Below are 24,509 nucleotides of genomic sequence, written 5' to 3'. Positions count from 1 at the left end.
GCTTCACGCAATGAAAATCCTTGTTACCGGCTCCAACGGCTTATTAGGGCAGAAACTGGTGGCCCTGCTGAGCCGGCAGCCTGGCGTGGCGCTGGTGGCCACGTCGCGCGGCCCCAATAAGCTGGCCGGCCTGTATCCGCAGGTATCGTTTGTGCCGCTCGACGTAACCGATGCCGCTCAGGTAGCGCAGGTAATCGAAGCCGAAAAACCCACCCATCTCATCCATACGGCCGCCCTGACCAACGTGGACGAGTGCGCGCTGCACCCGGCCGATTGCTGGAACCAGAACGTGACGGCGGTGGCGCATCTGGTGGCCGCCTGCGAGCAGCATCAGGTGCATTTAATCCACCTGAGCACCGATTTTATCTTCAGCGGCGAAGCTGGGCCGCTGGCCGAGGATGCCGTGCCGGGGCCGGTTAATTTCTATGGGGAAAGCAAGCTGGCCGCCGAGCAGCTGGTGCGCCAGAGCCGCGGCCCCTGGGCCATTGTGCGCACCGTGCTCGTGTACGGCACGGCCCACGATTACGGCCGCACCAACTTGGTGCTGTGGGTGCGCGACGCGCTGCGGACCGGCAAGCCGATAAACGTAGTGGACGACCAGTTGCGCACCCCCACACTGGCCGAAGACCTGGCCCAGGGCTGCTGGCTGGCGGCCCGCCACAACGCCACCGGTATCTACCACATCAGCGGGGCCGAGCTGTGCACGCCCTACCAGCTGGCGCTGCAGGTCGCCGCGTACTTTCAGCTCGATGCCAGCCTTATCAGCCGGGTGAATGCCGACACGTTTTCGCAGCCGGCCCGCCGGCCGTTGCGCACGGGCTTTGTGGTCGATAAAGCGGTGCGCGAGCTGGGCTACCGGCCCCACTCGCTGGCCGAGGGCATTGCTTTAGTAGCCGCACAGGCCGATGAAGGTCCGTTATAGGGTTCCGGTCATCGTACACCAACACCAGTGCTAGGGTAGCACTACCACTTGGCGGCTTACGCAGTGGCTGTCGGGGCAGGAGCCGGGGCCGTTGGCGCGCAGGGCCATGCGCACGGCGTAGCGTCCGGGCCGGCGGAAGCGGTGCTCGACCCGTGGACCGGTGCTGGTAGCGCCATCGCGAAAATCCCAGATGACCACCATATTCCGACAAGCGGGCAGCTGTGAGTCGGCGGCATCAAAGGCCACCGGCTGGCCCACCCGCACTGTGTCGGCGGCTCGGAAGTTGACCACGGTTTGCTTCGTGAAATCAACGTCGAGTAGTTTTTCAGCATCCCGCACTTCCCCGCTGGCCTCGTCTACCACATCCAGGCGCACGGTATAGCGGCGGCGCTCGGCGTAGCAGTGGGCCACGGTGGGGCCGGTAAGCTGGGTGCCATCGCCCATATTCCAGCGGAACGTAAGCGGCCCGGCGGCGGGGTCAACGGCCTGACGGGCGTCGAGCTCCACGCACAGCTTGGGCACGCGTGGCGGCGAGCAGGCTACGCTGGTGGTGTCGCCGGCCTGCTGGGCTGCTGCCGGCCGGGCCAGCAACAGCAGCAATGGCAGCAGAAATAGCAGCAGCCTTCCGGGGCAGAATACGCGAAGCAGCACGGTAGCGGGCAAGGTGATGGTAGGGAGAAAGGCCGGCGGCCGCTAAAAACGGTTCAGACGCTGAAAAACCTCTTTCTGGTAAGTCTGGCCGATAGGAACATGCTTGCCGGCCAGCAGAATGGAGTTGTCCTCGATGGACTGAATCTGACGGATATTAACGATAAACGAGCGGTGCACCCGCATAAAGAGCGCGGCCGGAAACTTCTCGGTAATGCCCCGTAGCGTGCTGTACACGATGAGTTTGCTGTTTTTAGTGACGATGTGCACGTAGTCGCCCAGGGCTTCTACAAACTGCACCTCGTCAAACTGCACCTTTACCAGCTTGCTGTCCACCTTTACAAAGGTGAAGGCGGCATCGGCTGCAACGGGCTGGGCACGGTCCGCCAGCGCCTCACGGGCCTGCTGGGCTGCCTGCAGAAAGCGGGCGTAGCTGATGGGCTTCACCAGGTAATCGAGCACGGCATATTCGAATGCCTCCACGGCGTAGCCTTTGTTGCTGGTGATGAGTACGACCAACGGCGGATTGCGCAGGGTGCGCAGCAGGTCAAGGCCCGACATCAGCGGCATCTCCACATCTAGAAACAGCAGGTCGATGGGCTGCTCGCGCAGCATTTCGGCGGCCAGCAGGGCGCTGCTACAGCTGCCGGCGTGCACCAGAAACGGGGTGTTGGCGACACAATTTTCAACAATCTGCACGGCCAGCGGGTCATCGTCGACTACCAGGCAGCGTAGGGGAGCAGGAGTTTCGGCCATATGTGCAAAGCTACAGTCTTTCTTTGCAAAATTCCATCAAAGCAGAATCGAGCTAGTCTTCACCCAGCCGCTGCTCCAGCAACGGATACAGGGCCTGCAGGCGGTGCGCAATGGCAGCCAGCCGGGCGGGCAGAGCCGGGTGAGGGGGCTGTTGGCGGGCGGTGGCTTCCACTTCTTCCAGCAACTGGCAAAGCTGCGGCAGACCAAAATACGCCACCTGGCCCCGCAGCTTGTGCGCGGCCTCGGCCAGCGCCGGCGCCGGCAGCAGGTGCAGCTGCCGGGCCAGCGGCGGGGCCTGGGCCAGAAATGTGCGCACCAGCTGGCCCACGAAGGCGGGGCTGCCCCCAGCCAGTTCCTCCAGCAGCGTCCAGTCGGGTTGTTCGGTGGCGGTGGCTTCGGAAAGTGAAGCCGGCTCGGGGAAGGCGGTTTGCAGAGCAGGGCCCGGCCCGATGGCGGCAGCGGGCGGCGTGCGGCCGGTGTAGTGGGCGAGGCGGGCGTAGAGCACTGCCGGGTCGAAGGGTTTGGCCAGCGTGTCGTTCATGCCGGCGGCCAGGGCCAGCACCCGGTCTTCGGGCAGGGCCGAAGCCGTGAGGCCGATGAGCGGCAGGCGGGTGGAGTCGGGAAACAGGAGTCGCAGCTGGCGGGCCGCCTCGTAGCCGTCCATTTCGGGCATTTGCACATCGAGCAGCACGGCATCGAAGGGCTGCTGGCGGGCGGCCTCCACGGCCAGTCGGCCATTGTCGGCTACAGTTACCAGCACATTCCAGGCTTCGAGGGTGCGGCGGGCTACGAGCTGGTTGAGGGTGTTGTCTTCGGCCACCAGCACCCGCAGGGCGGGTTCAAAGGGTGGCAGCACGGCCGTGGCCTCGGGTGGTATGGTGGCCGGGTCGGCGGGGTAGGCCGGAATCTCAACCCAGAACGTGCTGCCTTGACCCTCAATGCTTTCCACCCACAGCTGCCCGCCGTGTAGCTGCACCAGGTTGCGGGCGATGCTCAGGCCCAGCCCAGTGCCGCCGTACTGCCGGGTGGTGCTGGCGTTGGCCTGCGAGAAGTCCTCGAAAATGGCTTCCTGTTGCTCTAGCGCAATGCCGATGCCCGTATCGCGCACTCCAAACCGCAATACCGGCTCGCTGACTGCGTTGGCGGCCGGGCCGGCTTCTAACAGCAGCGTAATGCCGCCTTGAGCCGTAAACTTTAGGGCGTTGCCCACCAGGTTCACCAGCACCTGCTGCAGCCGCACTGGGTCGCCGGTGATGGCCTCGGGTACCTGGGGGCCGATTTCCGTGCGTAGGTACAGGCCTTTGGCATCGAGGGCGAAGCGGAACATGGCCTGCACCCGCTCCAGCAGTGCGGGCAGCCGAAACGGGACCTGCTCCAGCGTGAGCTTCCCAGCTTCCATCTTCGACGAGTCGAGGATGTCGTTGAGAATGACCAGCAAATTCTGCGACGACGACTGAATAGCCTCCAGGTACTCCTGCTGCCCGGCATCGACGCGGGTGCCGCGCAGCAGGTGCGTAAGGCCGATAACAGCATTAAGCGGTGTCCGGATTTCGTGGCTCATGTTGGCCAGAAACTGCGCCTTGGCCCGCCGCGAGGCCTCGGCCGCGTCGCGGGCCACCAGTAGGTCGGCGTTTACCAGTTCGGTGGCGTTCTTCTGGCGGCGCAGCTCGGTGGTGCGCTTGCGCACGGTGGCTTCCAGCTGCTGCTTCTGGCGGCGCAGCGTGGCGGTACGCACCCGCAGTAGCCCCCAGACGCTGCCCATTACCGTCGCCACACTCAGCAGCCCAAACCAGCCGGTTTGCCAGAAGGGCGTAGCCACCCCGAACCGGGCCGTAGTAGCCGGCCCCCAACTGCTTTCGGAACCGCGACGGGCGCGCACCTCAAAGACATAGCTACCGGCACCAAGTCGCGGAAAATCGGCCTCGGTGAAGCTGCTGGCGCGGCTCCAGGCGGGCTGGTAGCCGCGCAGCCGGTACTGGTACTGCCAGGTGCCGGCCGGGGCCAGGCTGGCGGTTCGGAAAAACCAAGTGAGGTGGTGCGGGCCTGCTGGCAATTCGGCCAGGGAATAAGGTTGGCGCGCGGTTCCGTTTACCTCCACGGCCCCAAGCGCCACCCGGGGCTTAGCCGAGGGGGGCAGCGTGGGCAGCCCAACACGCAGCAAACCCGCCTTACTGGTCAGTAGTACGGCTGGGGCGCGGCCGGCCAGCAGCACGGCCGCGTTGGGCAGCAGTTGCCGCACCAGCGGGTTGGCGGGTGCGGTAAGCGGACTAAAACCTGTGCCCCGCCCTAAGCTGAGCGCCTCGGCGTGCTGCACTACCAGGCCGGCAGGGGTGGGCAGCAGGCCGTAGCAGTAGTTGCTGGCCAGCCCGCTATTGCGGGTATTGAACTGCCGGAAGCGGTCATTTTCAAAGCAGAGCAGCCCGTCGCCCTCGGTGCCAATCCACACCCGCCCGGCGTCATCCTGGCACAAGGCCGAAGCCTCAATGCCGCCGGCCAGCACCCGATACACCCGGAATTTACCGGCTTCGAGTACGGCCAGCCCGGTGCCGTGCGTGGCGAACCACACCCGGCCCTGCCGGTCGGGCAGAATGGCGTAAATATCGTTGTGGAGCAGGCCGCTGGCAGTGGTATAGTGGCGGAGCCGGCCCTCCTGCAGATAAAAAGCCCCTTCGCCCACCGTGCCCACCCACAGCCCTCCGGCCGCATCCTGAGCCAGCGCCACTACCGACAGCCCGGTTGGCAGCTGCACCACTGCGGACCGGATTGCTTTGGAATTGAGCAGCAACGGGAGTCTCTGCCGCCACGCGGCCGCCGCTTCGGCGCCGGCCACAGCCCAACCAGTTCCATCGGGGGCAACCGGGGTGCTAGTGGCGGGTGGCACTGGCCTTGGGTTCGTTCCGGTGCCCTCGTCGATGCGCAGCACCTGGCCGGTGCGGGTAGCGGCCAGCAGCTCCGGCCCGCGGCGCACCAGCGAAACCAGGCCAGGCAGCGGCCGCAGCGAAACATGTGCGTCGGTGAGCCGCCACAGGCCCTGGCCGGCCGTGGCCAGCCAGTAGGTGCCTTCTGTGTCGCGCAACATGTCGTTGATTTTTAGGTCGGAGGGTAGAGCGAGCTGGTAGCGGCGGCGCAGCTGGTTCAGGCGGGCCGTATCGGGGGGCAGCAGGCCTTTGGTGGTGCGCAGGCCCGTTTCGGCGGCCGTAGCGGTTCGGAAGCCGGTGCCGTTTTCAATGGACAGCCCGCCTTGGAAATGCCGCACCGCCAGCCGGCCGGTGAGCGGGTTCAGCGCCAGTTGGGTTACAAAGTCTTCGGCCAGCCCTTCGCGGGTGGTGAAGGTGCGGAACGTGGTGCCATCGAAACGCACCAGTCCTTCGGCGGTGCCCAGCCAGAGGTAGCCGGCGCGGTCCTGAGCCAGCGCGTAAATGAATGGCTGGGGGAGCCCTTCGGCCGCCCCAAACTGCTTAAGCGCCTGCCGGGCCGGCAGCGGCTGGGCAGTGGCAAATTGGGCGAGCAGAAAGAACAGAAGGAGCAGGCAGCGCATCGGGCAGGCAAGATACGCGCAGTTGCGAACCGCGGCCGGCTTCTGCGTTCAGCCGTGGGCTTTTCTCGGTGAAGCCGTCTGCGTGGGCGTCAGTTCAGCCCGAAGCCACAGGGGGAATACCAAGCAGCCTTGGTATTCCCCCTGTGGCTTCGGGCTGAACGGCAACTTACTTGCCGGTTACCTTGAACTCAGTGCGGCGGTTGAGTTGGCGGTTGGCTTTGGTGGTGTTGGGGGCTACGGGCTGGGTGTCGCCGTAACCGGCAAAGGTCAGGCGGCCCTTATCAATGCCCTTGCCCACGAGATAGTCTACTACGGCTTTAGCGCGACGTTGCGAGAGGTCTTTGTTGTAGGCGTCGTTGCCCACGTTGTCGGTGTGGCCCGAAATTTCGAGGCGCAGGGCAGGCGTTTCGGTCAGCAGCTTGTGCAGGCGCTCCAGTTCGCCGGTACTTTCCTTGCGTAAAGTTGCCTTATCAAAGTCGAAGAAGATGTTGTTGAGTACCACCTTCACGCCTACGTCGAGCTTTTTGAGCGCAATGTCCTTCACGACTTCCGAGTAGGCCGCGCCAGCTGGCAAATCGAAGTTTTCGGAGTGAAACAGGTAGCCATCTTTGCGCACCACAATGCCGTAGTTCACGCCCGAAGGCAACGACACGAGGTAGCGGCCCGACTTCTCATTCGACTGAAAGGAGGCAATTACCTGGTTAAGCGAGTTGTCGATGACGTCAATGGTCGCTTCCAAGGGCTGGCGACTGGCTTCCTCAGTTACTACGCCTTTCAAAATAGTTACCTGGGCCGCCACAATGGCCACCGGCGGAGCCAGCAGTGTTTCCTTCACCGGCTGCACCCGGCTGGCCAGCAGCTGGTCTTCCTGGCTGAGCAGGGGTGGCTTTTCGGCCCCCAGAAACGTAATCCGGTAAATGTCCTTGCCGCCCAGCCCATCTTCACGGAATGAGGAGTAGTAGCCGTGGCGGCCCGAGGCCGAAATCACGAAAAACACGTCGTCGTCGGGTGTATTGATGGGCCAGCCCAGGTTTTCGGGCTTGCTCCACTTGCCGTTCTCCAGCACCGATTTAAAGATGTCGTAGCCGCCCATCGCGTCGTGGCCCTCCGAGCTGAAGTACATGGTTTTGCCATCGGGATGCAAAAACACGCCCTCCTCGCCGTACGATGTATTAATGACCGAACCCAGGTTCTGGGCCGGCCCGCGCCCCTCTATTTCGATGCGGTAAATATCGCGTGAGCCTAGGCCGCCTTCCTTGTCGCTCACAAAAAACAGGTTGCGGCCGTCGGGCGTGTAGGAGGCCGACGACTCGTGCAGTTTAGAGTTGATGCGCGAGCCCAGCTTCTGGGGCTTGCGCCACTCGGTACCGCGCAGCTCGGCCTGGTTCAGGTCGCCGCCGTTGTCTTCCAGGTACACCAGCAGGCGCTGGCCATCGGGCGCCAGGCCTACGGTGGCGTCGTGGCCGTCGGTATTAATGTTCTCGCCTAAGTTTCGGGCTGCGCTCCAGCCGTCCTTGCCCTCGCGGGTGCTCTGGTAAATATCCTCGAAATAGCCGCCCAGCTCGGGGTCGGTGTTGCCGCCCGTCGAGCCCTCGCGGCGCGAGGTAAACAGGATAACCGACTCGTCGGCCGTGATAACGGGGCCGTAGTCGGGGTAAGGCGAGTTTACGCCCGGCCCGGCGTTGTCGATGAACACGCGGGTGGGCTTGGCCGCCAGCCGGCGGCCGTTTTCGCACTCTTTTATTTTCTTCTGAATATCGAGCACCAGCCCGGCCGTGTTCTTGGCCCCAGTGGCCGGAACGGCCCGTTTGTATTCGGCAATGGCCTCGCTCCACTTGGCGTTCAGATGCAGGCCCCGGCCCAGCAAATAATGGATGCGCGGGCTCACATCGGGATTGAGCTGATAGGCGCGCTGCAGGTATTCCAGCGCCCGGGGCTTAAAGCCCGAATGCAGGTAACAGTCGCCGATTTTCAGGTTGAGCTGGTCGTTTTTGGGGTTGAACTGCTGGGCTTTCAGGTAGAACACCAGCGCCTGCTCGTAGCGCGGTGGATCCGACTCGTAGAACGCGTCGCCGGCCTTCAGGTCCTTCTGGGCCGCTTTCAGGCCGTCCTTGTCGTTGCCGAATTGGTCCTTGCTAAACTCCACGCTCTGGGCCGAAGCCGTGGCGCAGGCCGTGAGCAATAAACACGCAATCAGATACTTGTACATAAGTCAGTAATCAGTACTGAATATTGGGTAGTTGGAGTCCAAGAAGGCTCCCTTAATTAGCCTTACAAACAGCTGCCAGCCGGCCGGGCCGCGTGCGGCTATGGGCAGCCCGAATTGGCGGCGTGCGTGTTGCCTACTTCCAGGCCCAACTCAGCGGCGCGGCGCCAGTCCTGGCAGGCGGCATCGGGCTGGCGGAGCATTTCGCGGGCGTGGCCCCGGTTGAGGTAGGCTTCGGCGTACTCCTTGTTCAGGCTGATGGCCTTGCTGGCATCAGCCTCGGCGCTCTTATAATCTTCGAGCTTGAGGTAGGCGGCGGCACGGTTGTTCCAGGCGAAGGCGTAGCCGGCATCCAACGCCACGGCCCGCCCGAAATCCTCAACGGCGCCCTTGTAATCGGCTTGTTCGTAGCGGGTGGCGCCGCGGTTGGTGTAGGCCAGGGCGTTGTCCTGTTTTTTGGCCAGATACGCGTCGTAGTCCTGCAGCGCCCCTTTTAGGTCGCCGGCGCGGCGGCGGGTACCGGCCCGGTTGAGCAGGGCCGGCAGCAGCTCGGGCTGCAGCGTGAGGGCTTGGCTGTAGTCCTGGATAGCAGCGGGTAGATTGCCGAGCCGGCGCTGGGTGCTGCCCCGGTCATGCCAGGCGTAGGCATAAGTGGGGTCGGCCTTGATGGCAGCGTCAAAATCAGTTTTAGCAGCAGCATAGTCGGCCTTTTCGAAGCGCAGGGCGCCGCGGTAGTACCAGGCCGGGGCATAATCGGCCTGCAGTTCGGTGGCCCGCCCGTAGTCGCGCTCGGCTTCGGCGGGCTGCTGCAGCGCCTCCTCGGCCCGGGCTTTCCCAAAATAAGGAGCGAAGGTGCTGGGGTCAAGCTTGATGGCCTGGTCGTAGTCCTGCACGGCGGGCTGGTAGTCTTTTAGCTCGTAGCGGGCGGCGGCGCGGTTGGTGTAGGCGCGGGCAAAGTCGGGCTTCACGGCCAGGGCCTTATCAAAATCGAGCACGGCCGCGCGGTAGCTCTGCTGCTTGAACTTGGCCAGCCCGCTGTTGTAGAGCCGCTCAGCCTGCTGGTCGGGCGGTAGGGTAGAAGCCCGCACGCTATCCACCTGGGCTTGGACCGCAGCCGCACTCAGCAGTGAACCCAACAATAAAATAGAAATTTTCCGCATCGTATCCCGCCCATTTTAAAGACGCGGGATAAATGTAATTTTTTCTGCTGAGTATGGCTAATCAGGCAGTTGAATTATGCTGATATTGGTTTTTGTCAAGATCTAATAGTGTCAGAAGCTAGAAAATGTTTGGCCACCTTTGAAGCATGGATGCAGTAGGATTTTACAAGGCACGAAGTAGGAGCAAAGCCTGTCCCTACCTCGTGCCTTTAGAAAATCAATCAGGCAGTTGGGTTTTTACCATTTCCTGCCACTCATGACGTAGCGAGCCGTCGAACTGGGGGCGGCCGGCGCGGCGGTACCAGTGGGCGGCATTGCCAAAGTCGCCCTGCTGGCGGTGCAAAAAGGCGTGCAGCCAGTCGAAAAGCGGGGCGTCTTCGTGCTGCTGGGCAATAGCGTGGGCCTTATGCCATTCGTCGCGGCCGGCATACCAAAGAGCTTCGAGCAGGGGCGAAAGGCCGGTCGGTGTTTCGAGTTGGGTCTGAGAGTCGAGAAAGTTTTGGTACGTCATAAGGCAGCGGTGAAAGACACAATAGGGTATTGGGTAGTAAACTTCTCGGAGCCCGCCGGGGTTTCAACTGCCGGCGGCGGACAAGCGGCGGTAGTTGCGTAATTTTACGCCGCCGCCGGACAACGTGTCCGTCGAAGAAGTTCATTTCCAACGCCTAGCTTTCACCTATGGCCACCTATCCAGAATACATGGTTGCGCCCATCCGCCAGGACCTCACCGAGGCCGGCTTCGAGCAGCTCATGACCCCCGAAGAAGTTGATCAGGCCCTGTCGGCAGACAGCGGTACCGTATTGGTAGCCGTAAACTCGGTGTGTGGCTGCGCCGCTGCCAAAGCTCGTCCGGCCCTCAAAATGGCCGTTTCCAGCTCCGATAAGAAGCCTGCCAAGCTCGTCACCGTGTTTGCCGGCATGGAGTCGGAGGCCGTGGCCCAGGCCCGCCAGCATATGCTGCCCTACCCGCCCAGCAGCCCCTGCATCGCCCTTTTTAAAGATGGCGAACTGGTGCACATGATTGAGCGCTACCACATCGAAGGCAACGACCTGATGCGTATCGTCAACAACTTGCAGGGCGCTTTCGAGGAGCACTGCTAGGGTTTTTTTAGCGCTTAGCTGATTGTGCTTCGTGCTTAGGCACGTTTTCACCCTGTCAACATTTAAGCCCCAAACACAACGAAGCCCGCGGCTGCAAGCTGTGGGCTTTGTTGTGTTTACTTTTACGGTTTTCTCATTTATAGCTCGCCTCGCGTGTCTGTTCAGCTTCTGCCTTGGGATTCCGACTTTCTGGGCTTCGCCGTGGGGCAGCTTCGTGACCCGGAACTGCCGGCTGCTGGCCTGGACGCGTTACTGGCCCAGGCTCGGCAGCAAGGCTACCGGCTACTCTACTGGTTCGTTCCGCCCGGCTCGGCTGCTGCGGCTGCGCTGCAGGCCTGCCCGGCCGCGCGGCTGGCCGACCATAAGGTGCGGTTCTGTATGCCGGTAGCAGTCGGGCAGGCCATCCAGCTGCCGGCCGGCATTGCCCCCACGCACGACTACAGCCCCGCATTGCGCACCCTGGCGGCCCAGGCCGGGGTGTATTCGCGCTTTCAAACCGACCCGAATTTTGCGCCCGAAGTGCACGAACGGCTGTACCAACTCTGGCTGGGCCGCTCGCTTAGCGGCGAGCTGGCCCGCGAGGTGCTGGTGTATCAGCCCAACCCAGCGGGGCCGGTGCAAGGCTTTCTGACTTTGGCTGATAGAAATGAAGGTACGGAAATAGGGCTTATTGCTGTTAATTCCACTAAGCGAAGTCAGGGTATCGGAGCCGCGCTCATCGAAGCCGCCCGCCGCCGGACCGCCGCCGCCGGTCACGCAACGATACGGGTTACGACGCAGGGAAATAATCCGGCCTGTCGCCTCTACCGTCGCGAAGGCTTTGTGGAGGAGCACGAGGAACTGGTGTACCACATGTGGCTATAGCCCGGACTTCAGTTCGCGGCCCCCATGCCTAGGTAGCCGGGCTACGCACCGGTGTAAGGGGCACGTTCGCCGGCTAATTACCAGTTGCTACCTTCGCCCTTATGCTCGACTACTCGGTGGTAGTGCCCGTGTACCAGGGCCAGGATACGCTGGCGGCCCTCACGGCACAGCTCCACGCTTTTTTCACTGGCACCAACCGCTCGTTCGAAATTATTTTCGTGTACGACTGCGGCCCCGATGGCTCCTGGGCCGTCATCCGGGCGCTGCAGGCGCAATATGGGCCGTCACTGGTGCGGGGAGTGCACCTGACGCGCAATTTCGGACAGCATAATGCCCTATTGTGCGGTTTTGGCGAGGCGTTGGGCCAGTTTATCATCACGCTCGATGAGGATTTGCAGCATCGGCCCGCCGACATTGAGCAGCTGATCGCGCGGCAGCAGCAGGGCAACTTTGATGTGGTATACGGCATGCCCCAAGAGCTGCGGCACTCACCCTTCCGCAATTTCACTTCGCGGGCCATGCGCCGGCTGCTGCGGGCCGGCATCCCCGATTTGCATCCGCACTACTCGGCCTTCCGGCTGTTGAAAGCCGACACCGCCCGCGCGTGCCTCGACATGCGCAACTCCCACACCTTCCTCGATGGCTACCTCACCTGGATAACCACGCACGTGGCTAGCGTACCCGTAGTGCACCAGCCCCGCACAGCCGGTAGCAGCGGCTACACACTGGGCAAGCTGCTGGCCTTATCACTCAATATTTTCATCACCTTCTCCAACCTGCCCATCCGTCTGCTCACGGCGCTTTCGGTGCTTGTATTTCTGGTTACCAGCGCCTACTCGGCCTACGTGCTGGGGCGTAAGCTGCTCTACGACGATTACCTGCTCGGCTTCCCCTCGCTCATCATCTCCATTGGCTTCGGCGTGGGCCTCATTATGCTAGGGCTGGGCATCGTAGGGGAGTACATCTACCGCATCAACCTCAAAACAACGCGCCGCCCCAATTTCGTGAAGCGAACGATGGAGGATTAAGCTGTAATACAGAACAAGTTGCTACATAAAGTAAAAGGGCCTCACTCCAGTAGAGTGAGGCCCTTTTGATTGTTTTACCGACCTCACTGATTTGAAGGTCAATAAAACAGATGGTGTTAATTAGCTACTTCGCTCAGAAACTTGATGCGCATCAGGCGCAGATCCTCTTCGGTGTAGTCGTCGGTGCCGAGTTCTTTCAGGGCCACGGCAATGTTGTCGGTGCTGGCCGACATGAAGTAGTCGTAAATGTCCTCCTGACGGCTCTGGTCGAGGACGCCGTTGATGTAGTAGCCGAGGTTGAGTTTGGTGCCTGAGTAGCAGATATGCTCGATTTCCTCCATCAGCTCCCGCATCTCAAGGCCCTTGGAGGAAGCAATTTCCTCCAGGTCCATCTTCTTGTCGATTTGCTGGATGATGTAAATCTTGATTTTCGACTTGTTGACGGCCGACTTCACCACCACATCGGCGGCCGTCGTGATGTCGTTGTCTTCCACGTACTGCTTGATGAGCGTCAGGAAGGGCTCGCCGAACTTCTGGGCTTTGCCCTGCCCCACGCCCGATACGTGGGCCAGCTCCTCCTGCCTAGTGGGGAAGGTGGTGGCCATTTCCTTCAGCGAAGGGTCCTGGAACAGCACGTAGGGCGGCAGGTTCTTCTGGTTGGCCACCTTCTTGCGCAGCGCCTTCAGCATCTCGAACAGCGCTTCATCGTGGCCGGCGGCCAGCTGCACGTCTTCCTGCTGCTGTTCCTCCTTTACTTCCTCGTCGTAGTTGTGGTCTTTGGTGAGTTTCATGGAGTGCGGCTTTTCGATGAAATCCAGGCCCTTCTGGGTAATCCGAATTACGCCAAAATTTTCCACATCCTTGGCTAGCAGTCCACTAAGCATGGACTGCCGCAGCAGCGAGTGCCAGAATTGCGCGTCGTGGGCCTTTCCCTGGCCATAAATTGGCAGCTGGTTGTGGGCGTAGCTAATGACGTGCGGGTTCGACATGCCCATGAGCACCGTGCCGATGTGGTCGAGGCCGAACCGCTCATCGGTCTGCACCACCGCCTTCAGGGCCAGCAACACCTCGTCGCGGGCCTCGAACCGCTCGCGCGGGTGGCGGCAGTTGTCGCAGAAACCGCAGTCGGTGGCGTATACTTCGCCGAAGTAGTGCAGCAGTTGCTTGCGCCGGCACACCGCCGAATCGGCGTAGTTGGCCATTTCCTGGAGCAGCTGCTTGCCGTTGTCGCGTTCGGTTACGGGCTTGTCCTTGTTGAACTTCTCCAGCTTTACAATGTCGTCGTAGCTGTAGAACATCAGGCAGTCGCCGTCCATGCCGTCGCGGCCGCCGCGTCCTGTCTCTTGGTAGTAACCCTCGATGCTCTTGGGCGTGTCGTAGTGAATCACGAAGCGCACGTCGGGCTTGTCGATGCCCATACCGAAGGCGATGGTAGCCACAATCACGTCGCACTCCTCGTGCAGAAACGCGTCCTGGTTGGCCATGCGCACGTGCGGGTCGAGGCCGGCGTGGTAGGGGCGGGCGCGCACATCGTTTACGCGCAGCAGCTCGGCAATTTCCTCCACCTTTTTGCGGCTCAGGCAGTACACAATGCCTGCCTGGTCCTTGTGCTGCTTCACGTATTGAATCAGCTGCTTTTTGGTGTTGTGCTTGGGCCGCACCTCATAATACAGGTTGGTGCGGTTGAAGCTGGTTTTGAACACCGAGGCGTCGTCCATCTGCAGGTTTTTCTGGATGTCCTGCTGCACCTTGGGCGTGGCCGTAGCCGTGAGGGCAATAATGGGCACGCCGGAGCCCAGATTGTCGATGATGCCGCGGATTTTGCGGTACTCGGGCCGGAAATCGTGGCCCCACTCCGATATGCAGTGGGCCTCATCAATGGCCACGAAGCTGATGGTGGCCTTGTTGAGAAACTCGATGGTTTCGTCCTTGGTCAGGCTCTCGGGGGCCACGTACAGCAGCCGCACTTCGCCGCTGATTACGTCGCGCTTCACCCGGTTTATTTCCGATTTGCTCAGCGTCGAGTTCAGAAACTGGGCATTCACGCCGAAGGCGTTGAGCTGATCAACCTGATTTTTCATCAGGGCGATGAGCGGCGAGATGACGATGGCCGTGCCCGGTAACACCAGCGCGGGCAGCTGGTAGCAAAGGCTTTTACCAGCCCCGGTGGGCATAATTACGAAGGTATTGTGGCCGGCAATAACGTTGTTGATGATATCCTCCTGCACGCCGCGGAACTGCCCGTAGCCGAAAACTTCTTTTAACTTGCCCTTCAAATCAGCTGGTTGCTGAATTTCGGGGGTTATCACTGACATCGACATCCGCACTTACACTAATTAGTTGATAGATTTTGGGCAACGGCTACTTTGGGCCGCATCCTCAATCTAAGGATTTTACCGGGATTTGCGGCCGGGCAGGCGAAACGGCGGGGCCGGCCTCGGCCAATTCTTCCCCTCATTCCGGCCCCGATTTCGAACCGCACTATCAAATTTAGATTGAAACTGCCAACCGAACTTCATAGTATCGCAAAAAAAGTGCTTCAGCTTGAAGCGGAAGCCATTGCCGGCGTCGCCGCGGCCCTCGACGAACGGCCCGATTTTGCACAATGCGTAGAAGCAATTCTAGGTCGCCGCGGCCGCGTGGTGGTTACGGGCATCGGCAAGAGCGCCCACATTGCGGGTAAAATGGTGGCCACTTTCAACTCGACCGGCACGCCCGCCCTGTTCATGCACGCCGCCGACGCCATCCACGGCGACCTGGGCATGATCCAAGCTGATGACTTCGTTATTGCCATCAGCAAGTCGGGCGACACGCCCGAAATAAAGGTGCTCGTTCCGCTGCTCAAGCGCAAAGGCGTGCCGCTGGCCGCGCTGGTTAGCAACGCCGACTCCTACCTAGCCCAGCAGGCCGACTACATTTTGCACGCGCCGGTAACCCGCGAGGCCTGCCCCCACAACCTAGCGCCCACCACCAGCACCACCGCCGCATTGGCTCTGGGCGACGCGCTGGCTGTGTGCCTGCTCGAAAGCCGCGACTTCTCACGCCACGACTTTGCCAACCTGCACCCCGGCGGTACGCTGGGCAAGCAGCTCTACCTAAAAGTTGGCGACCTGAGCCGGCAGAACCAGCAGCCCCAGGTAACCGAATCGGCCCCGTTGCGCGAGATTATCCTTGAAATTTCGGGCAAGCGCCTCGGAGCAACCGCCGTGCTGTCCGACGACGGCGGCGCGCTGGTGGGCATCATCACCGACGGCGACCTGCGCCGCATGCTCACGGCCCACGCCGGCCGCCTCGATGCCGTAACGGCCCGCGACATCCTCACGCCCAGCCCCGTGACGGTGGAAGTGGACGACTTCGCGGTGGAGGCCCTGGCCCGTATGCAGGCCCGCAACATCACCCAGCTGCTGGTAACCGAGCAGGGCCGCTTCAGTGGCTTCATTCACCTGCACGATTTGCTGCGCGAAGGGTTGGTGTAAGGAAAAGAACGTCATTCCGACTGCACTCAGGATGACGTTCCTTTCCCTAGCCCTACCTTACCGGAAAACAAGCTTGACCCCATGGATCAACATACCTACTTAGTGGTGATGGCCGGCGGCATTGGCAGCCGCTTCTGGCCGTTCAGCCGTACCCATCACCCCAAGCAGTTCCATGACGTGCTGGGCCTGGGCCGCTCCATGCTGCAACTTACTGTAGACCGTTTTGCGGGTATTTGCCCGCCCGAAAACGTGTTTGTGGTTACCAACCGCGACTATATCGAGCTGGTGCAGCAACATTTGCCCGAGCTGGCTGCCAACCAGATTCTGGGCGAGCCCATCGGCCGCAACACGGCTCCCTGCATCGCCTACGCCAGCTACCGCATTGCTCGCCTCGACCCCGAGGCCGTGGTTGTGGTTACGCCCGCCGACCACGCCGTGATGCACGAGGAGAAGTTCCGCTCGACCATCCGCACCGCGCTCGATGGGGCCCGCAGCCACAACGTGCTCATCACGCTCGGTATCCAGCCCTCGCGCCCCGATACTGGCTACGGCTACATCCAGTTCATCGATGACGCGGTGCAGCCTGAGCAAGTGCAAACTATGCCCGGCCACGCCGATGGTTCGTTTCCAAAGGAGCTGCGCAAGGTGAAGACTTTCACTGAGAAGCCTAATACCGAGCTGGCCCAGATGTTTGTGAGTAGCGGCGAGTTTCTCTGGAATTCGGGCCTGTTTGTGTGGCGGGCTGATGCCATTGTGCAGGCTTTCCACCAGTACCTGAGCGATATTGCCGAGGTCTTCGACGAAGGTGCCGAGCAGCTCGGCACGCCCGCCGAGGAGGAGTTCATCACCCGCGCCTACAGCCTCTGCCGCAACATCAGCATCGATTATGGCGTGATGGAAAAGGCCGACAACGTGTACGTGCTACCGGCAGACTTTGGCTGGAGCGACCTGGGCACCTGGGACTCATTGCACCGCATGGGCCAGCACGATGCCGACGAGAACGTAGTCGACGGCAACGCCCTGCTTTACGACACCCGCGAGTGCGTTATCAAAACCCCGCCCGAGCGCCTGGTAGTTGTGCAAGGCCTCGAAGGCTACATCGTGGCCGAATACGACAACGTGCTGCTTATCTGCAAGCGCACCGAGGAGCAGCGCGTTAAAGATTTTGTGGCCGACGTGAAATCGAAGAAGGGCAACGGGTATAATTGATTTTAGCGCTTGGTTATTAGCGCATAGAAAAGCCTGTTATCCGTCACCGGTAACAGGCTTTTCTATGCGCTAATAACCAAGCGCTAAAACCTACTTAGCCAGTTTCGTTTTCAGGTTCTCGTCTAGGGCAGCCAGAAATTCCTCGGTGTAGAGGTAGTCGCGGCCGTGCTCTACTTTGTTGCCATGGATGCAGACGGCCAGGTCTTTGGTCATCTTGCCGCTTTCCACGGTTTCGATGCAGACCTGCTCCAGCGCGTGGCAAAAGTCGATGAGCTCTTGGTTGTTATCGAGCTTGCCGCGGAACTCCAGGCCACGCGTCCAGGCGAAGATGCTGGCAATGGGGTTGGTGCTCGTGGGCTTGCCTTTCTGATGGTCGCGGTAGTGGCGCGTTACAGTGCCGTGGGCGGCCTCGGCCTCCATCGTGTCGCCGTCGGGCGTTACCAGCACCGACGTCATCAAACCCAGCGAGCCGAAGCCCTGGGCTACGGTGTCAGACTGCACGTCGCCGTCGTAGTTTTTGCAGGCCCACACGAAGTTGCCGTTCCATTTCAGGGCCGAGGCCACCATGTCATCAATCAGGCGATGCTCATAGGTGATGCCGGCTTCTGTGAACTTGGCGGTATAGTCCTGCTCAAAAATCTCCTGGAAGATGTCCTTGAAGCGGCCATCATACTTTTTTAGGATGGTATTCTTGGTGCTCAGGTACAACGGCCAGCCCTTGCTCAAGGCTTGGTTGAAGCAGGCGTGCGCGAAACCACGGATGGATTCGTCGGTGTTGTACATGGCTAGCGCCACACCGTCGCCTTTGAAGTTGTACACCTCAAACGACTGCGCCTCGCCGCCGTCTTCGGGCTGGAAGCTGATGGTGAGCTTGCCTTTGCCTTTGGTTACGAAATCGGTAGCCTTGTACTGGTCGCCGAAGGCGTGGCGGCCGATGCAGATGGGAGCCGTCCAGTTGGGCACGAGGCGGGGAACGTTGCTCATCACAATCGGCTCGCGGAATACGGTGCCGTCGAGAATATTACGGATGGTACCGTTCGGCGACTTCCACATCTGCTTGAGGCCGAACTCTACTACACGCTCCTCGTCGGGGGTGATGGTGGCGCACTTAATACCCACGCCGTACTGCTTGATGGCATTGGCAGCGTCAATGGTTACCTGGTCGTTGGTTTCGTCGCGGTACTCGATGCCCAGATCGTAGTACTTAATATCGAGGTCGAGGTACGGTGTGATGAGCTTGTCCTTGATGAATTTCCAGATGATGCGGGTCATCTCGTCACCGTCGAGTTCAACTACCGGATTGGCTACCTTGATTTTAGTCATGGGGGTGGGGGGTAAGGGAGAATGGGAAACGGGCCCAGCCGACCAGGCCAGCCAGGCTTTGCGGCCATAAGATAGGCACCGGCCGCTAAGGGCCATACGCAGGAGCCGGCCCAATGACGCATCCGAAGCCCGGTTTTCGCTTATTTTGGCCCCGATCAGTATCCTCGTCTCACCGCTCTTATGCCCGACTCCGCCCCCCTGCGCAAGCGCGACCACCTGGCAGATGCCGCCCTGGCCACCAGCCACCGCCTGCGCCCACTGTTGGAGCTGGTCGAGCGCATTCGCCCCCATGTGGGCCACGACTCGGTATTCAGCTCGCGCCGCGAGAAAATCCGCGAGCAGCTGGCCCTGGTGCAACAGCAGCTACACGCCGAACAACCCCGGCACCAAGCGCTACGCGAGGCTTTTCGGCAGTTAAGCGAGTTCGTGGGCGATGAAGTGCGGGACGTAAGCCGCGACGAGGTAAAGGAGTCGGGCAAGCGCTTCGTGGCCGCCACGCTCAAAAACGCGCCCCAACTACTAGCTGCCGCTAAACAGGCGGGGTTGCTGTCTTGATTTTAACTAAAAGTGGGCCATTCTACTCCTCCTAAAAAGGTAGTAGAATGGCCCACTTTTCAGCTATTTACTTTTGGTTTCTATTCCTTAACTGCCCCAAGCCGCTGCCGGAGCACTTCATACAGCATAATGCCGCTGGCTACCGATACGTTGAGGGAGCTGATCTGGCCGGCCATTGGAATGCGGAGCTTGTGGTCGGCTAGGCGCAGGTATTCGGGGCTGATGCCGTCTTCTTCCGAGCCCATTAGAATGGCCAGCGGGCCGGTCAGGTCCACCGTTTCAGCCTCTAGGCTGGCATCCGACTTCTCGGTACAGGCCACCACCTGCACGCCCGATTCGCGCAGGAATGTGAGGGTTTGCTTGAGGTTGTGCTCGCGGCAGACCGGAATCAGGTTGAGGGCACCGGCCGAGGTTTTGAGTGCGTCGCCGTTGATCTGGGCCGCGCCGTGGCTGGGCACTACAATGGCGTGCACGCCTAAACACTCGGCATTCCGGGCAATGGAGCCGAAGTTGCGCACGTCGGTAATCCGGTCCAGTACCAGCAACAAGGGCGTTTTGCCTTCCTCGTACAGCCCGGCCAAAATGTTGTCCAGCGGCATGTAGTCAATCGGCGACACGAAGGCTACGGCACCCTGGTGGTTTTTGCGGGTGATGTTGTCGAGCTTTTCCACCGGCACCATCGACACGGGCACACTGGCCTCGCGAGCCAGGGCGTTAATGTCCTGGGTCATGGAATTTTTGGTGGCGCGCAGCAGGAATATCTTGTCCAGCGTGCGGCCCGCGCTCAGCGCCTCCAGAATCGGACGCAACCCGAAAATCATGTCGATGCTGCGGTCCTGGGGTGGCCGGTGGGGGTAGCGCGGCTTGTCGGACGAGGAAGAAGACGGACGGCGGCCTTCCTCGCGGCTGCCACCTTCACTCCAGCGGCCTTCCTCTCGGCGGTTCTCGTCGCGCCGACCTTCGGGGCGCTGCTCGTCGTCGCGGCGGCGGGGCTCGCCAAACTGCTCATCGTTTCGGCCTTCCTCGGCGCGGCTGCGCTCGAAGCGCGGGGCCTCGTCGGAGCGGCTGCCGTCGCGGCCCTGGTCCTCGCGCGGGGTGCGGCGGTTGGGCACGGGGCGGTTCTGCGAGTCGAAATATTGGCGGCGTTCGGTTACCGGCCGGGCTGGGCGATTAGTCCTTTTCTCCATAGCTCCACGGCGGCATACCAGAGAAATTCATGCTCAGGACGGCGCACCAGTTCGTAGTTGTCAGGCGCAAAGATACTGGGTTTGGCGCGGAAGACGAAGGTGGCATTCAAGGTTTGGTAGCCGCGGTACACCCACCGCTCCTCGTTGCCGCTACGGTACACAGTTTCGGGGGCGCCCAACACTTGGTAGAGCATGCCCCGGTCGGTGAGCCAGCCGGCTTTGTGGGCCGAGAACAACTGGCTGGCCGCTATTACCCGGCTATAAAACATGCGAATCAGCTGGCGGGCCTTATTCTGGTCGTCGCTGGCCACACCAAGCCATAAATAATCCACCGCCTTCTTTGGGTCGGGTGCATCAAAAAGCTTCTGTCGTTCCTCCGAGGTCGAAACGTAAATCAGCGGGGCAATCAGCTCATCGGCCGAAGTGAGCTGCGGAAAGTTGTTTTCCTCTACTAGCAAGCCCTGGCTTGGCCCCCGGTTGCCCAGGCGTAGCAGGTACAGACCGGCGGGCAGCCGTAGCAGCTGGTCGGCATTGAAGCGGGCCGAATCCTGGAGGCCTAGCGTGCGGGGCTGCTCGCCCAAGGTGCTGCTGGTAGCCATGGGCGGGGCAGCGGCCAGCGAGCTAAGCGGGTAGCGGTAGGCGTTCAGGGCCTGGCCAGGGGCGTAGGCAGCCACCCCGAATACCTCCTGGGCGCGTACGTAGCGACGCATCAGCGGCCGGCTCAGAGAATCGATAAAAATAAAGCTGCGGTTGAGGTTTTCCGGCGTGAGGCGCAGCCAGGCCGCGTCGCCGCTCATGGCATCCTCGGCTTCTCCGAAGGCAATGCTCAGTGCATGCCCCGATACGAGGCGGGTCAGCGGCAGTGTAAAGCTTAGGCGGTCCACATCGCCGTCGGTCCGCAGGCGGCGGGCGGCCCCGCGCACGGTGTCCTGCCAAAGGGGCCTGCGGGCATCAAAATCAATCCAGCCCATCACGCGCAGCGGTACTTGGCGCCGCTGCGCGCTGCGGTTCGGAAACTGCAGATACACCCGTAGGCTGTCGCCCTCGCGGCGGGTGTCTACCTCAACAGTACGCCCTGGCTGGTACTGGTTGGCAAAGTCGCGGCGCGGGGCGGCCTGTAGCGGCCCCGCCGCAAGCAACGTCAGGAATAGCAATAGCAGGGAGGCCAGGTTTCTCATACTTGTGAATGCAAGAATGTGGATAGATGAGCGACGTGCAGGAAGGCTCAGATAGCTCAATTTTACGCGAAAAAGCCGGCCCCGTTCCCGGAGCCGGCTTCGGCGCTCAAAAATCGTGCACTATTGGCGCGGATTGTAGTACTGCTGCAACAGCCGAATGGCACGCTCGGCCCGTTTCTGGTCGCCGATTTCCTCGGCGGCGCGGCCAATGCTGTTGAGCGTCATCAGGTAGGTCTGGAATTCTTGGTCGAAGAGCGCCTGATTGTGGGTGCTGTAGTAGGCCAGGCCCCGCTCGGCACGGTCGGTCATGGTATCCATGATTTCGTTGGCTCGCTGGGTTTCGCCCACCACAATAAGCGCCGGAATGAACTGGGGCACATAGTAGTCGTAGGGAACAGCCTTGTCGGGCATCACCTCGAACGCCTTGTTGAGCACCTGCTTGGCCCGCGCCTTGTCGCCCTGGATCAGCAGTGCGTCGGCCAGGCGCGAGAATTTGTCGCGGTAGTTGGCCGGGAAGCGCAAGTTGTTTTCATCGTAGAAAATACCGTCGTTGTCGAGGCCGCGGTAGGCGAAGGTCTTCATCAGCTTCTCGTACATCAGGTCCGTTTGCACGTAGCCTTCGTCGGCGGCACCGGTTTTGGCGTCGTAGTCGGGGTTGCGGGCGGGCAGAATGCGGTAGGCCATGCCTTCGAGCTGGAAGTAGGGCTGCAGGCCCATAAAGTCGCGCGAATCCACAGTGCTCGAAAAGTACACTGGCCGCTCCCAGTTGTTGGTGGCCAGAATATCGAGAATGAACAGGCTTTTCTTTTCGATGGCGCTCTTGCCCACGCTCCAGTCCATTTGCGGCACCAGCTGCTTGCGCCGCCCGGCCGGAATAATGCCCGACTTGGCTACGGCGGCCGTATCAACGGGTAGGTAGAAGTTGCGCGAGGGGAAGGAGAGCATGTTTTTGCCGTCGCCGTAGCTTACCTGCAACAGGGGGCTGTTGGCCTTCACCAGCTGCATAAACTGGCGCACATCCACGGCGGGTACGGCCGGGTTTTCGGCGTAGGGCAGGTAGTCGTTGGTGCCCTGCTTGTAGTCTTTGTTGTCCATCGAAACCGGCAGCGGGGCCGACCTGTAGGAACGGCGCTTCATCTGGTCGATGTACCAGTCGGTGTTCAGGTAGCTGAGCACCGCCACGCGCACATCGGTACGCACGCCCTCCACTTCCTGGGCGTACCAGAGCGGGAAGGTGTCGTTGTCGCCGTTGGTGAACAGGATGGCATTGGGGGCGCAGGAATTCAGCAGGTTCTTGGCCGAATCAACCGACAGGTAGCGGTCCGAGCGGTCGTGGTCGTTCCAGCCCTGCGTAACCATAAGGCCAGGTACCACTAGGCCCGCCAGGGTTACCACGCCGGCCCGGGTGGCATCGGCTTTAATAACGGATTGCAGTAGTTCGGCCAGTGCCAGCACGCCCAGGCCAATCCAGATGGCGAAGGCAAACGTGGCGCCCGCAAACGTGTAGTCCCGCTCGCGGGGCTCGATGGGTGGCTGGTTGAGGTAGAACACAATAGCTAGGCCCGTGAACAGGAATAGCAGGCCCACAATGAAGGCGTTGCGGCCGTCACGACGGATGTGGAAGAACAGGCCCAGTAAACCGAGCATCAGAGGCAGTGCGAAGAAGGCGTTGCGGGCCGGGCTGTCGGCCACGCGCTCCGGCAGGCCGTTGCCGTCGGCGCTGCCCCACAGGATGCCCGACTGCTGCAGGTCGCCTTCGCGGCCCACGTAGTTCCACATAAAGTAGCGCCAGAACATGTGGCCCATCTGGTAGCGGAACAGGAAGGCCAAGTTCTGGCCCATCGTCGGCTTCACTTCCTTGCTGATGCCCTCCACCCACTTCTGGTAGTTGTACACGTGCAGCGGGTCGGGGCTGTAAATGCGCGGAATAAGCATTTTATCCTCGGGGCGGTACTCCAGCACCGGGCGGTATTCGGCCACCACGTACTTGTCGCCCTGGCGCACGTAGCGCGGCGCACCGTCCGTTTGGGCCGTAGGCTGGGCATTCAGTTGGGGGCCGTAGAGCAGGGGCCGGTCGCCGTACTGCTCGCGCTTGAGGTAGCTCACGAACGAGAGCACATCCTCGGGGTTGTTTTCGTTGATGGTGGGGTGGTAGGAGCTACGGATAGGAACAATCAGGTAGCTCGAATAACCGATCAGGATGAACATGAAGCTCAGCATCACCGTGTTCAGCAGCCGGCTGCGCCGCTGAAACGACTGCCGGAATCCGAACCAGATAAGGCCCACAAATAGCAGCAGGAAGATGATGATGCCCCAGTTGAAGGGCAGGCCCACGGTATTCACGAAGAACACCTCGAAAGCGCCCGCCAGCGTGGGCAGACCCGGAATAATACCGGCCAGAATCAAACCCACAATCACGCTGCTGATGGCCAGCGTAGCCACCCCGCCCCACATGGTAGGGTTTTGGGTGCGACGGTAGTAATAAATGAAGCCCAGTGCCGGAATAGCCAGCAGGTTGAGCAAGTGAACCCCGATGCTCAGGCCGATAACGTAGGCAATGAGCACCAGCCAACGGTCCGAATCCGACTCGTCGGCGCGGTTTTCCCACTTCAGCATCAGCCACACTACGGCGGCCGTGCAGAGCGACGACATGGCATATACCTCGGCTTCCTCGGCATTGAACCAGAACGAATCGGAGAAAGCATAGGCCAAGGCACCCACGGCGCCTGCGCCCATAATCAGCAGCGTCTGCCCGAAGGTGGGCTCCAGCTGCCGGTCGTCGTGCATGCCGGGGCGGTGCAGCACCAGCTTCTTGGCCATCATGGTGATGATCCAGAACAGGAACAACACCGTGAACGAGGAGCTGAGCGCCGACAGCGCATTCACCAGCACCGATACCTTGGTTACGTCGCCGAAGCTAAGCATGGAGAACAGTCGGCCCAGCAGCAGGAATGTGGGCGCGCCGGGCGGGTGCGGCACCAGCAGCTTATACGAGCAGGCAATGAACTCGCCGCAGTCCCAGAACGAAGCCGTGGGCTCCAGGGTCATCAGGAAAACGACAGTGGCCAGGGTAAATACCAGCCAGCCCACGAGGTTATTCAGGCTTTTGTAACTCCGCATATAGGTAGTGAGAGAGGACCGCCACTTGCAAAAGGGCGGGGAAATCGGGAAAGCAGTCAGCGAAAGTTCAAAAGTAGCCAATAAGTATCGAGCCGCCTCCCCAAATCAACCAATGCCCGCCCCAGCTTCAACCAACTCCCGTATTCACCCTTCTGCGACTGATAAACCAAACCAGCATAAAACACAAAACCCCCGCCGGTAGGGGCGAGGGCTTAGTAGTTTGTTATAGATGGGGAGA

General features: G+C 61.1%; 18 protein-coding genes. 7 read left to right on the top strand and 11 right to left on the bottom strand.

From position 1 onward, the window contains the following. Positions 1–10: 10 nt before the first annotated feature. Positions 11–922, top strand: coding sequence for an SDR family oxidoreductase (locus HW556_RS00285; RefSeq protein ID WP_176896913.1), 912 nt, complete (start codon positions 11–13; stop codon positions 920–922). Positions 923–952: 30 nt separating this feature from the next. Here the strand turns inward: HW556_RS00285 and HW556_RS00280 are convergent, their stop codons facing one another. The 6 genes from HW556_RS00280 to HW556_RS00255 form a co-directional block, all read right to left on the bottom strand. After that, on the bottom strand, positions 953–1,585 hold the full coding sequence (locus HW556_RS00280; protein ID WP_176896911.1) for a PKD domain-containing protein: 633 nt from the start codon (positions 1,583–1,585) through the stop codon (positions 953–955). 30 nt (positions 1,586–1,615) lie between these two features. Beyond that, positions 1,616–2,326, bottom strand: a complete 711-nt coding sequence (locus tag HW556_RS00275) for a LytR/AlgR family response regulator transcription factor (protein ID WP_176896909.1) — start codon at positions 2,324–2,326, stop codon at positions 1,616–1,618. Between the two features lie 52 nt (positions 2,327–2,378). Further along, the gene (locus tag HW556_RS00270; RefSeq protein WP_176896907.1) at positions 2,379–5,864 is read right to left on the bottom strand and encodes a hybrid sensor histidine kinase/response regulator; all 3,486 of its coding nucleotides are present in this window, start codon (positions 5,862–5,864) and stop codon (positions 2,379–2,381) included. Positions 5,865–6,030: 166 nt separating this feature from the next. Beyond that, positions 6,031–8,073 carry an OmpA family protein gene (locus tag HW556_RS00265; RefSeq protein WP_176896905.1) on the bottom strand — a complete coding sequence of 681 codons (2,043 nt, stop codon included), beginning with the start codon at positions 8,071–8,073 and terminating at the stop codon, positions 6,031–6,033. Positions 8,074–8,171: 98 nt separating this feature from the next. Continuing rightward, the gene (locus tag HW556_RS00260; RefSeq protein WP_176896902.1) at positions 8,172–9,158 is read right to left on the bottom strand and encodes a tetratricopeptide repeat protein; all 987 of its coding nucleotides are present in this window, start codon (positions 9,156–9,158) and stop codon (positions 8,172–8,174) included. A 289-nt stretch (positions 9,159–9,447) separates the two neighbouring features. After that, positions 9,448–9,741, bottom strand: coding sequence for a hypothetical protein (locus tag HW556_RS00255; RefSeq protein ID WP_176896901.1), 294 nt, complete (start codon positions 9,739–9,741; stop codon positions 9,448–9,450). A gap of 167 nt (positions 9,742–9,908) precedes the next feature. Here HW556_RS00255 and HW556_RS00250 point away from each other — a divergent pair, with 167 nt between their 5' ends. The 3 genes from HW556_RS00250 (at position 9,909) to HW556_RS00240 (ending at position 12,223) form a co-directional block, all read left to right on the top strand. Beyond that, positions 9,909–10,331 carry a BrxA/BrxB family bacilliredoxin gene (locus HW556_RS00250; protein ID WP_176896899.1) on the top strand — a complete coding sequence of 141 codons (423 nt, stop codon included), beginning with the start codon at positions 9,909–9,911 and terminating at the stop codon, positions 10,329–10,331. Between the two features lie 153 nt (positions 10,332–10,484). Further along, positions 10,485–11,195, top strand: coding sequence for a GNAT family N-acetyltransferase (locus HW556_RS00245; RefSeq protein WP_176896897.1), 711 nt, complete (start codon positions 10,485–10,487; stop codon positions 11,193–11,195). A 101-nt stretch (positions 11,196–11,296) separates the two neighbouring features. Further along, positions 11,297–12,223: a glycosyltransferase family 2 protein gene (locus tag HW556_RS00240; protein ID WP_176896895.1), complete on the top strand. Its 927-nt coding sequence runs from the start codon at positions 11,297–11,299 to the stop codon at positions 12,221–12,223. 116 nt (positions 12,224–12,339) lie between these two features. Here HW556_RS00240 and recQ read toward each other — a convergent pair whose 3' ends face one another. Then, positions 12,340–14,538: a DNA helicase RecQ gene (recQ, locus tag HW556_RS00235; RefSeq protein WP_176896893.1), complete on the bottom strand. Its 2,199-nt coding sequence runs from the start codon at positions 14,536–14,538 to the stop codon at positions 12,340–12,342. 180 nt (positions 14,539–14,718) lie between these two features. Between recQ and HW556_RS00230 the strand changes: the two genes are divergently transcribed. Next, positions 14,719–15,699 carry a KpsF/GutQ family sugar-phosphate isomerase gene (locus HW556_RS00230; protein ID WP_176896891.1) on the top strand — a complete coding sequence of 327 codons (981 nt, stop codon included), beginning with the start codon at positions 14,719–14,721 and terminating at the stop codon, positions 15,697–15,699. A gap of 81 nt (positions 15,700–15,780) precedes the next feature. Next, the gene (locus tag HW556_RS00225) at positions 15,781–16,908 is read left to right on the top strand and encodes a mannose-1-phosphate guanylyltransferase (RefSeq protein ID WP_176896889.1); all 1,128 of its coding nucleotides are present in this window, start codon (positions 15,781–15,783) and stop codon (positions 16,906–16,908) included. 90 nt (positions 16,909–16,998) lie between these two features. Here the strand turns inward: HW556_RS00225 and HW556_RS00220 are convergent, their stop codons facing one another. Further along, positions 16,999–18,231, bottom strand: coding sequence for an NADP-dependent isocitrate dehydrogenase (locus HW556_RS00220; RefSeq protein WP_176896887.1), 1,233 nt, complete (start codon positions 18,229–18,231; stop codon positions 16,999–17,001). Positions 18,232–18,411: 180 nt separating this feature from the next. On the opposite strand from HW556_RS00220, the gene HW556_RS00215 reads away from it, so the two are divergent. Next, a complete protein-coding gene (locus HW556_RS00215; RefSeq protein WP_176896885.1) occupies positions 18,412–18,786 on the top strand; it encodes a hypothetical protein in 375 nt (124 codons plus the stop codon). An 80-nt stretch (positions 18,787–18,866) separates the two neighbouring features. On the opposite strand, the gene rlmB is transcribed toward HW556_RS00215, so the two are convergent. The 3 genes from rlmB to HW556_RS00200 all read right to left on the bottom strand — a co-directional run bounded on the left by rlmB (position 18,867) and on the right by HW556_RS00200 (position 24,271). Next, positions 18,867–19,973 (bottom strand): 23S rRNA (guanosine(2251)-2'-O)-methyltransferase RlmB, encoded by a 1,107-nt coding sequence (rlmB, locus tag HW556_RS00210; protein ID WP_246289462.1) that lies wholly within the window; start codon positions 19,971–19,973, stop codon positions 18,867–18,869. Then, a complete protein-coding gene (locus HW556_RS00205) occupies positions 19,937–21,151 on the bottom strand; it encodes a GWxTD domain-containing protein (protein WP_176896883.1) in 1,215 nt (404 codons plus the stop codon). The genes rlmB and HW556_RS00205 overlap by 37 nt, the downstream gene beginning before the upstream one ends. Before the next feature lie 120 nt (positions 21,152–21,271). Beyond that, on the bottom strand, positions 21,272–24,271 hold the full coding sequence (locus tag HW556_RS00200) for a glycosyltransferase family 117 protein (RefSeq protein ID WP_176896881.1): 3,000 nt from the start codon (positions 24,269–24,271) through the stop codon (positions 21,272–21,274). Between the last annotated feature and the right edge of the window lie 238 nt (positions 24,272–24,509).

The sequence above is a fragment of the Hymenobacter terrestris genome, assembly GCF_013377905.1.
Classification (GTDB): Bacteria; Bacteroidota; Bacteroidia; order Cytophagales; family Hymenobacteraceae; genus Hymenobacter; species Hymenobacter terrestris.
This window is presented reverse-complemented; position numbering and strand designations above follow the sequence as displayed.

Bases quoted from the DNA above. Each gene is read 5' to 3' on its own strand.
- HW556_RS00240 (WP_176896895.1), top strand. From the start codon at position 11,297: ATGCTCGACTACTCGGTGGTAGTGCCCGTGTACCAGGGCCAGGATACG.
- HW556_RS00200 (WP_176896881.1), bottom strand. From the start codon at position 24,271: ATGCGGAGTTACAAAAGCCTGAATAACCTCGTGGGCTGGCTGGTATTT.
- recQ (WP_176896893.1), bottom strand. From the start codon at position 14,538: ATGTCAGTGATAACCCCCGAAATTCAGCAACCAGCTGATTTGAAGGGC.
- HW556_RS00285 (WP_176896913.1), top strand. From the start codon at position 11: ATGAAAATCCTTGTTACCGGCTCCAACGGCTTATTAGGGCAGAAACTG.
- HW556_RS00270 (WP_176896907.1), bottom strand. From the start codon at position 5,864: ATGCGCTGCCTGCTCCTTCTGTTCTTTCTGCTCGCCCAATTTGCCACT.
- HW556_RS00215 (WP_176896885.1), top strand. From the start codon at position 18,412: ATGCCCGACTCCGCCCCCCTGCGCAAGCGCGACCACCTGGCAGATGCC.
- HW556_RS00275 (WP_176896909.1), bottom strand. From the start codon at position 2,326: ATGGCCGAAACTCCTGCTCCCCTACGCTGCCTGGTAGTCGACGATGAC.
- HW556_RS00255 (WP_176896901.1), bottom strand. From the start codon at position 9,741: ATGACGTACCAAAACTTTCTCGACTCTCAGACCCAACTCGAAACACCG.
- rlmB (WP_246289462.1), bottom strand. From the start codon at position 19,973: ATGGAGAAAAGGACTAATCGCCCAGCCCGGCCGGTAACCGAACGCCGC.
- HW556_RS00265 (WP_176896905.1), bottom strand. From the start codon at position 8,073: ATGTACAAGTATCTGATTGCGTGTTTATTGCTCACGGCCTGCGCCACG.
- HW556_RS00205 (WP_176896883.1), bottom strand. From the start codon at position 21,151: ATGAGAAACCTGGCCTCCCTGCTATTGCTATTCCTGACGTTGCTTGCG.
- HW556_RS00220 (WP_176896887.1), bottom strand. From the start codon at position 18,231: ATGACTAAAATCAAGGTAGCCAATCCGGTAGTTGAACTCGACGGTGAC.
- HW556_RS00225 (WP_176896889.1), top strand. From the start codon at position 15,781: ATGGATCAACATACCTACTTAGTGGTGATGGCCGGCGGCATTGGCAGC.
- HW556_RS00250 (WP_176896899.1), top strand. From the start codon at position 9,909: ATGGCCACCTATCCAGAATACATGGTTGCGCCCATCCGCCAGGACCTC.